This window comes from Raoultella sp., from assembly GCF_039594335.1.
GTDB lineage: Bacteria > Pseudomonadota > Gammaproteobacteria > Enterobacterales > Enterobacteriaceae > Klebsiella.
In genome coordinates, this window is record NZ_JBCNNS010000169.1 from 1 (window position 1) to 7,698 (window position 7,698).

The 7,698-nt window shown below is 58.6% G+C and carries 5 protein-coding genes and 1 pseudogene; 5 read left to right on the forward strand and 1 reads right to left on the reverse strand.

Features of this window, described 5'->3' with window-relative positions:
* The 5 genes and pseudogenes from ACZAHD_RS20165 to ACZAHD_RS20185 form a co-directional block, all read left to right on the forward strand.
* Window positions 1–104 (forward strand): annotated as a pseudogene (locus tag ACZAHD_RS20165) (myo-inosose-2 dehydratase); the annotation flags it as partial.
* Window positions 105–736: 632 nt separating this feature from the next.
* The gene (locus ACZAHD_RS20170) at window positions 737–1,645 is read left to right on the forward strand and encodes a dihydrodipicolinate synthase family protein (protein WP_462458337.1); all 909 of its coding nucleotides are present in this window, start codon (window positions 737–739) and stop codon (window positions 1,643–1,645) included.
* 14 nt (window positions 1,646–1,659) lie between these two features.
* Entirely contained in the window at window positions 1,660–3,627 is a 1,968-nt protein-coding gene (locus tag ACZAHD_RS20175; RefSeq protein WP_462458338.1) for a YjhG/YagF family D-xylonate dehydratase, read from the forward strand.
* Window positions 3,628–3,985: 358 nt separating this feature from the next.
* Entirely contained in the window at window positions 3,986–5,365 is a 1,380-nt protein-coding gene (locus tag ACZAHD_RS20180) for a glycoside-pentoside-hexuronide (GPH):cation symporter (protein ID WP_462458339.1), read from the forward strand.
* Between the two features lie 12 nt (window positions 5,366–5,377).
* Complete coding sequence (locus ACZAHD_RS20185) at window positions 5,378–6,997, forward strand: glycoside hydrolase family 43 protein (RefSeq protein WP_462458340.1); 1,620 nt, start codon at window positions 5,378–5,380, stop codon at window positions 6,995–6,997.
* A 4-nt stretch (window positions 6,998–7,001) separates the two neighbouring features.
* Here ACZAHD_RS20185 and ACZAHD_RS20190 read toward each other — a convergent pair.
* On the reverse strand, window positions 7,002–7,698 hold a 697-nt coding region (locus ACZAHD_RS20190), incomplete at its 5' end, for an IclR family transcriptional regulator (protein WP_462458341.1).

Sequence of the window (7,698 nt, forward strand, 5' to 3'; positions counted from 1 at the left end):
AAGGCTGGATGGTGGTTGAAGCCGAACAGGATCCGGCGCTGGCTAACCCTTTCGAATACGCCCTCAAAGCGCGTAAATACATTCGTGAAACGGCAGGAATCTAATCGTTGATCCACTTTCAGGCCACACTGCGCTGTGGCCTGTTTTTTCCGCTTTACGTGCCGCCCGACACAACTCGTCCATACCAGGTTAATACCTCGCATTCCACTTGAACAGCACCCGCCGGGGCGACGGGCCCGTGCCGGACCGTCTCCCGTGCAAGGGGTTACCCTGCGGCCCGGGAACCTCTCCCTGGTGGCATGGAAACTTCCCCCGGTGGCGCTGCGCTTACCGGGGCGACGGGCCAGTGCCGGACCGTCTCCCGTGCAAGGAGTTACCCCGCTATCCGGGAACTTGTCCCTGGTGACATGGAAACCTCTCCCGGTGGCGCTACGCTTACCGGGGCGACGGGCCCGTGCCGGACCGTAGCCCGGGCAAGGGGTTACCCTGCGGCCCGGGAACCTCTCCCTGGTGGCATGGAAACTTCCCCCCGGCGGCGCTGCGCTTACCGGGGCGACGGGCGGAGCCGGTTTATCGTGCGGATAGGGTGTTGCAGCATTTTGTGATCCAGCCCGAAAAACGTGCACTTGCGTCCGCCGCCCCATTTACCTTCTCTTTGTCGGCGGCTTAGTATGGTCGTTAAATAAAAGAACACTGTTCTATAATGTAGAACAAAATGATTCAGCAAGGAGATCTCATGTCGCAAACCGTGCAGTTCTCGGGGATTATTCCGCCTGTCTCCACCGTTTTTACCGCCGATGGCCTGTTCGATAAAGCGGGCACCGCCGCGCTGATCGACGACATGATCGCTGCGGGCGTCGACGGCCTGTTCTTCCTCGGCAGCGGCGGGGAGTTCTCGCAGCTCAACGCCGAAGAGCGTAAGGTTATTGCCGCCTTCGCCATCGCCCACGTGGAGCGCCGCGTACCGGTGCTGATTGGCACCGGCGGCACCAACGCCCGGGAAACCATCGAGCTCAGCCAGCACGCGCAGCAGGCCGGCGCTGACGGTATCGTGGTAATTAACCCCTATTACTGGAAAGTCTCTGAGCCCAACCTGATTCGCTACTTCCAGCAGGTGGCCGACAGCGCCACCCTGCCGGTGATGCTATATAACTTCCCGGCCTTGACCGGTCAGGATCTGACGCCAGCGCTGGTCAAAACTCTCGCGGACTCGCGCAGCAATATTGTCGGCATTAAAGACACCATCGACTCGGTGGCTCATCTGCGCAGCATGATTGAGACGGTGAAATCGGCACACCCGCACTTCTCGGTGCTGTGCGGTTATGATGACCACCTGTTTAACACCCTGCTGCTGGGTGGCGATGGGGCCATCTCGGCCAGCGGCAACTTTGCCCCGCAGATTTCGGTGAAGCTGCTGCAAGCCTTCCGTGATGGCGACCTGGCGGAAGCCGCTTGCTACCATCAGACGTTGCTGCAGATCCCGCAGATGTATCAGCTGGATACGCCGTTTGTGAATGTGATTAAAGAGGCGATCGTGCTGTGCGGGCGGCCGATCTCAACGCATGTGCTGCCCCCGGCCTCTCCGCTGAACGAGGCGAAAAAGAGACAACTCAAAACGCTGCTACAACAGCTCAGACTCTGCTGAACCGGAAAATGAAGATGGCAATAGAGACGATTTTCACTCCCCAGGATGATGCGTTTTATGCGGTCATCACCCATGCCGCTGGTCCGCAGGGAGCGCTGCCGCTGACGCCGCAAATGCTGATGGAGTCGCCGAGCGGTAATCTGTTCGGGATGACGCAAAACGCTGGCATGGGCTGGGATGCTAACAAGCTCACTGGCAAAGAGGTGCTGATTATCGGCACACAGGGCGGGATTCGCGCTGGCGACGGCCGCCCGGTGGCGCTGGGCTACCACACTGGGCACTGGGAAATTGGCCTGCAGATGCAGGCGGCGGCGAAAGAGATTACCCGCAATGGCGGGATCCCTTTCGCCGCTTTCGTCAGCGACCCGTGCGACGGCCGCTCCCAGGGCACGCACGGTATGTTCGACTCGCTGCCGTACCGCAACGATGCGGCGATCGTGTTTCGTCGTCTGATCCGCTCGCTGCCGACACGTCGGGCGGTGATCGGCGTGGCGACCTGTGACAAGGGCCTGCCGGCGACCATGATCGCCCTGGCGGCGATGCATGATCTGCCGACGATTCTGGTGCCTGGCGGGGCGACGCTGCCGCCGACCTTCGGTGAAGACGCCGGTAAAGTCCAGACCATCGGCGCGCGCTATGCCAACCATGAGCTGTCGTTGCAGGAGGCCGCCGAACTGGGCTGTCGCGCCTGCGCTTCGCCGGGGGGCGGCTGCCAGTTTTTAGGCACGGCGGGTACCTCGCAGGTTGTGGCGGAAGCGCTCGGCCTGGCGCTGCCGCACTCGGCACTGGCGCCGTCGGGGCAGGACGTCTGGCTGGAAATCTCTCGCCAGTCAGCGCGGGCGGTGAGCGAACTGGATAATCGCGGTATTACTACGCGCGATATTCTGACCGATAAGGCGATCGAAAACGCGATGGTTATCCACGCGGCGTTCGGCGGCTCGACCAACCTTCTGCTGCACATTCCCGCCATCGCCCATGCTGCGGGGTGCGCCATTCCTGATGTCGCACACTGGACGCGGATCAACCGCAAAGTTCCACGTCTGGTCAGCGTGTTGCCGAACGGGCCGGACTACCACCCGACGGTGCGGGCTTTCCTCGCCGGTGGAGTACCGGAAGTGATGCTGCACCTGCGCGATCTTGGCCTGCTGCATCTGGATGCGATGACGGTGACTGGCCAGACGGTGGGGGAAAACCTCGACTGGTGGCAGACTTCCGAGCGACGTGCAAAATTCCGGCAGTGTCTGCGCCAACAGGATGGCGTCGATCCGGATGATGTGATCCTCCCGCCGGCGCGGGCGAAAACGAAAGGCCTCACTTCAACGGTAGCCTTCCCGGTAGGCAATATTGCGCCGGAAGGATCGGTGATCAAAGCCACGGCGATCGATCCGTCGGTGGTGGACGATGATGGCGTGTATCGCCATACCGGACGGGCGCGGGTATTTGTTTCGGAGGCCCGGGCGATCAAGGCGATCAAAAACGGCGAGATCGAGCAGGGCGATATTATGGTGGTGATCGGCGGCGGGCCATCCGGGACCGGCATGGAAGAGACCTATCAGCTCACCTCGGCGTTGAAACATGTCTCATGGGGGAAGACGGTGTCGCTGATCACCGATGCCCGTTTCTCCGGCGTATCGACCGGCGCCTGCTTCGGCCACGTCGCCCCGGAAGCACTGGCCGGCGGGCCAATTGGCAAGCTGCGCGACAATGATGTCATTGAAATCGCGGTCGACAGGCTGGCGCTAACCGGTCGCGTTAATTTCATCGGTACGCCACAAAAGCGGCTGACGCCAGCAGAGGGGGCAGCAGAGCTGGCGGCAAGAACGCCGCATCCCGATCTGCATGCCCATGATTTTTTACCGGACGATACCCGCCTGTGGGCAGCGCTGCAATCGGTCAGCGGCGGGACATGGAAAGGCTGTATATACGACACAGATAAAATTATCGAGGTTATTAACGCCGGTAAAAAAGCGCTCGGTATTTAATTAAATTCAGGTTCGATTTCGTCTGCGGAAATATTCCGCGGACGGCTTTTTTTCGCCTGTATTAAATATAATTTTGGCTATTTTTTATTTTGCATAACCATTTAAAAATTAACATGAAAAATATTATCACCTTTCCTCGCTTATAACGATGGCAATCACAAAAACCAAAAAACATAAATCACAAATTAAAAATGACCATTGCCGTAAAAATGAACATCTTCTTACACTCTATTAACACGAAAACGTGAACCGTAAGCATACGAATGATGGGTGATTTCCTGACATTGCAGCGGGTATATATTCCCTTTTCAGGTCCCTGACGTTTGCGCCATTCCACTCATTGGGGTTGGAGATAAATATGCAATTAACCATGAAAGATAAAATCGGCTACGGGCTGGGCGATACCGCGTGCGGTTTCGTCTGGCAGGCGACGATGTTTCTGCTGGCCTATTTCTACACCGATGTGTTTGGCCTCTCCGCCGGTATTATGGGGACGCTGTTTTTGGTTTCCCGCGTGCTGGATGCCGTCACCGATCCGCTGATGGGGCTGCTGGTGGACCGAACCCGTACCCGCTACGGCCAGTTCCGCCCGTTCCTGCTGTGGGGCGCGATCCCGTTCGGCATCGTCTGTATGCTGACCTTCTACACGCCGGACTTTTCCGCGCAGGGCAAAATTATCTATGCCAGTGTGACCTATATTCTGCTGACACTGGTCTACACCTTCGTTAACGTCCCCTACTGCGCGATGCCGGGGGTGATAACGGCGGATCCGAAAGAGCGCCATGCCCTGCAGTCGTGGCGCTTTTTCCTCGCCGCCGCAGGCTCGCTGGCGATTAGCGGGATTGCGCTGCCGCTGGTTAGCATCATTGGTAAAGGCAACGAGCAGGTGGGCTACTTTGGCGCAATGTGCGTGCTGGGGCTGACCGGCGTGGTGCTGTTGTACGTGTGCTTCTTCACGACCAAAGAGCGCTATACCTTCGACGTACAGCCGGGCGCATCAGTGGCGAAAGATCTTAAGCTGCTGCTCGGGAATACCCAGTGGCGAATCATGTGTGCTTTCAAAATGATGGCGACCTGTTCCAACGTGGTTCGCGGCGGGGCGACGCTCTACTTCGTGAAATACGTGATGGACCACCCGGAGATGGCGATGCAGTTCCTGCTCTACGGCAGCATCGCCACCATGTTCGGTTCGCTGGCCTCTTCGCGCCTGCTGGGGCGCTTCGATCGGGTGAAGGCCTTTAAAGCGATTATCGTGATCTACTCCCTGATTAGCCTGCTGATTTTCGTCACCCCAACTGAATATATCGCGCTGATTTTCGCGCTCAACATTGTCTTCCTGTTCGTCTTCAACACCACCACGCCGCTGCAGTGGCTGATGGCCTCAGACGTGGTGGATTACGAAGAAAGCCGCAGCGGGCGACGTCTCGACGGGCTGGTTTTTTCCACCTATCTGTTCAGCCTGAAGATTGGCCTGGCCATCGGCGGCGCGGTAGTGGGCTGGATTTTGGCATATGTAAACTACTCCGCCAGCAGCAGCGTGCAGCCGGTTGAGGTGTTAACCACCATCAAAATCCTGTTCTGCGTGGTGCCGGTGGTGCTCTATGTCGGCATGTTCATCATGCTCTCACTTTACAAGCTGACAGATGCTCGGGTGGAGGCCATCAGCCAGCAGTTGCGTCAACATCGTGCGGTGCAGGAAGAGGGCGCACCTGACGCCGCTGCTGCGACATCCCATTAAGCAGGAGGCAATATGTACACGATTACTAACCCGATTCTGACTGGGTTTAACCCAGACCCGTCAATGTGCCGCCAGGGCGAGGATTACTACATCGCGACGTCCACCTTCGAGTGGTTTCCCGGAGTGCGTATTTACCACTCGCGAGATTTAAAAAACTGGTCGCTGGTGAGTACGCCGCTGGATCGCGTATCGATGCTGGATATGAAAGGCAACCCCGACTCCGGCGGTATCTGGGCGCCGTGCCTGAGTTACGCCGATGGGCTGTTCTGGCTGCTGTATACCGATGTCAAAATCGTCGACTCGCCGTGGAAAAACGGTCGCAACTATCTGGTCACTGCCCCCTCGATTGAAGGGCCGTGGAGTGAACCGATAGCGATGGGTAACGGCGGCTTCGACCCGTCGCTGTTTCATGATTCGGACGGGCGTAAATATTATATTTACCGGCCGTGGGGGCCGCGTCACCACAGCGACCCGCACTGCACTATCGTCCTGCAGGAGTATTTCCCGCAGACCCAGACCTTGTCGAAGACGCGAAAAACGCTGTTTACCGGTACGGCGCTGCGCTACACCGAAGGGGCCCATCTGTATCACAAAGATGGCTGGTACTATCTGCTGGTGGCCGAAGGCGGCACCAGTTATGAACATGCGGTGATGGTGCTCAGAGCGAAAAATATCGACGGGCCGTACGAACTGCACCCGGACGGGACGCTGATGACCAGCTGGCATTTGCCGGAAAATCCGCTGCAGAAAAGCGGCCACGGTTCGCTGCTGGAGACCCACACTGGCGAATGGTATATGGCCTATCTCACCAGCCGTCCGCAGCGCTTACCCGGTGTGCCGCTGCTGGCCTCCGGCGGGCGCGGCTACTGCTCGCTGGGGCGGGAAACCGGCATCGCGCGTATTGCCTGGCATGACGGCTGGCCATCGGTAGTGGGGGGAAAACACGCGCGGCTGAACGTGCCAGGGCCGCAAATGGTCGAAAGCCGTGCCGTGGCTGACGAGCGTTGGCGGGAAGAGTTCAACGGCCCGACGCTCAACCCGCAGCTACAAACGCTGCGTATCCCCTTCGATGAGACCTTAGGGTCGTTGAGTGCCCGGCCCGGCTTTCTGCGCCTGTATGGCAACGATTCGCTCAACTCGACGTTTACCCAGTCTACCGTTGCCCGGCGCTGGCAGCACTTTGCCTTCCGCGCGGAAACAAAAATGGAATTTGCCCCGGAGAATTTTCAGCAGAGCGCGGGCTTAACCTGCTATTACAACAGCAAAAACTGGAGCTACTGCTTTGTGGACTTTGAAGAGGGACAGGGCAGAACCATTAAAGTATTACAGCTCGATCATAATGTGCCGTCGTGGCCGCTGCATGAACAGCCGATTGCGGTACCGGATACGGCGCAGAGCGTATGGCTACGGGTCGATGTCGACCATCTCGTCTATCGCTACAGCTACTCGTTTGACGGCGAGCAGTGGCACACCGTACCAGTGGAATATGCCGCCTGGAAGCTGTCGGATGATTACATCGGCGGGCGCGGGTTCTTTACCGGCGCCTTTGTCGGCCTGCACTGTGAGGATATCAGCGGCGACGGCTGCTATGCGGATTTTGACTACTTCAGCTATGAGCCGGTAGTCGGATAGGTCCTCAGGCCGGGTAGCCCAGCGCTTTCGACAGCTGGCGCCCGGCCTCTTCCAGCAAGGCGCGGTAACGTGCGAGCTCGGCCTCATCGACGCGGGAGGTGAGCGTTGACAGACTCAGCGCGGCGATGACCCGCGATTCATGATTCCACACCGGTACCGCGACGCAGCGTACGCCCTGCTCATTCTCTTCGCTGTCCTGCGCATAGCCCTGGGCGCGAGTTTGCGCCAGCGCCGCCAGCAGCGCCTCGCGGGAGGTCAGCGTGGCGGGAGTAAACGACGTGTACTGATAGCCCTCCAGCAGAGTCTTTTGCTCCGCTTCGCTCAGCCAGGCGATCAGCACCTTGCCGATAGCCGTTGCGTGGATAGGGAGCCGGCGGCCGATGCGCGAGTAGGCGATGGCGGCGAGCCGGCCTTCGATCTTCTCAATGTAGACGCCCTCATGGCCGTCAAGAATGCCGAGGTGGGTGGTCTGTCCGGTGCGCTGCGAGAGATCAGTCAGCCAGATTTTCGCCTTCTGGCGAATATCCATCGTCCCCACGACGAAATGGCCGCGTTCGACCAGTTTCATGCCCAAGCGGTATTTATCGTTTTCCGGATTCTGATCGATATAGCCGTGCAGCTGTAAGGTTTTGAGCAGCGAATGCAGGGTGCTTTTACTGAGTCCCATCTGTTTGCTGATGTCGGTAATCTTGAGTTCCGTG

What these genes read in the sequence shown, in the direction of transcription:
- ACZAHD_RS20175 (WP_462458338.1), top strand. Translation starts at nt 1,660, where the DNA reads ATGGCAATAGAGACGATTTTCACTCCCCAGGATGATGCGTTTTATGCG.
- ACZAHD_RS20170 (WP_462458337.1), top strand. Translation starts at nt 737, where the DNA reads ATGTCGCAAACCGTGCAGTTCTCGGGGATTATTCCGCCTGTCTCCACC.
- ACZAHD_RS20180 (WP_462458339.1), top strand. Translation starts at nt 3,986, where the DNA reads ATGCAATTAACCATGAAAGATAAAATCGGCTACGGGCTGGGCGATACC.
- ACZAHD_RS20185 (WP_462458340.1), top strand. Translation starts at nt 5,378, where the DNA reads ATGTACACGATTACTAACCCGATTCTGACTGGGTTTAACCCAGACCCG.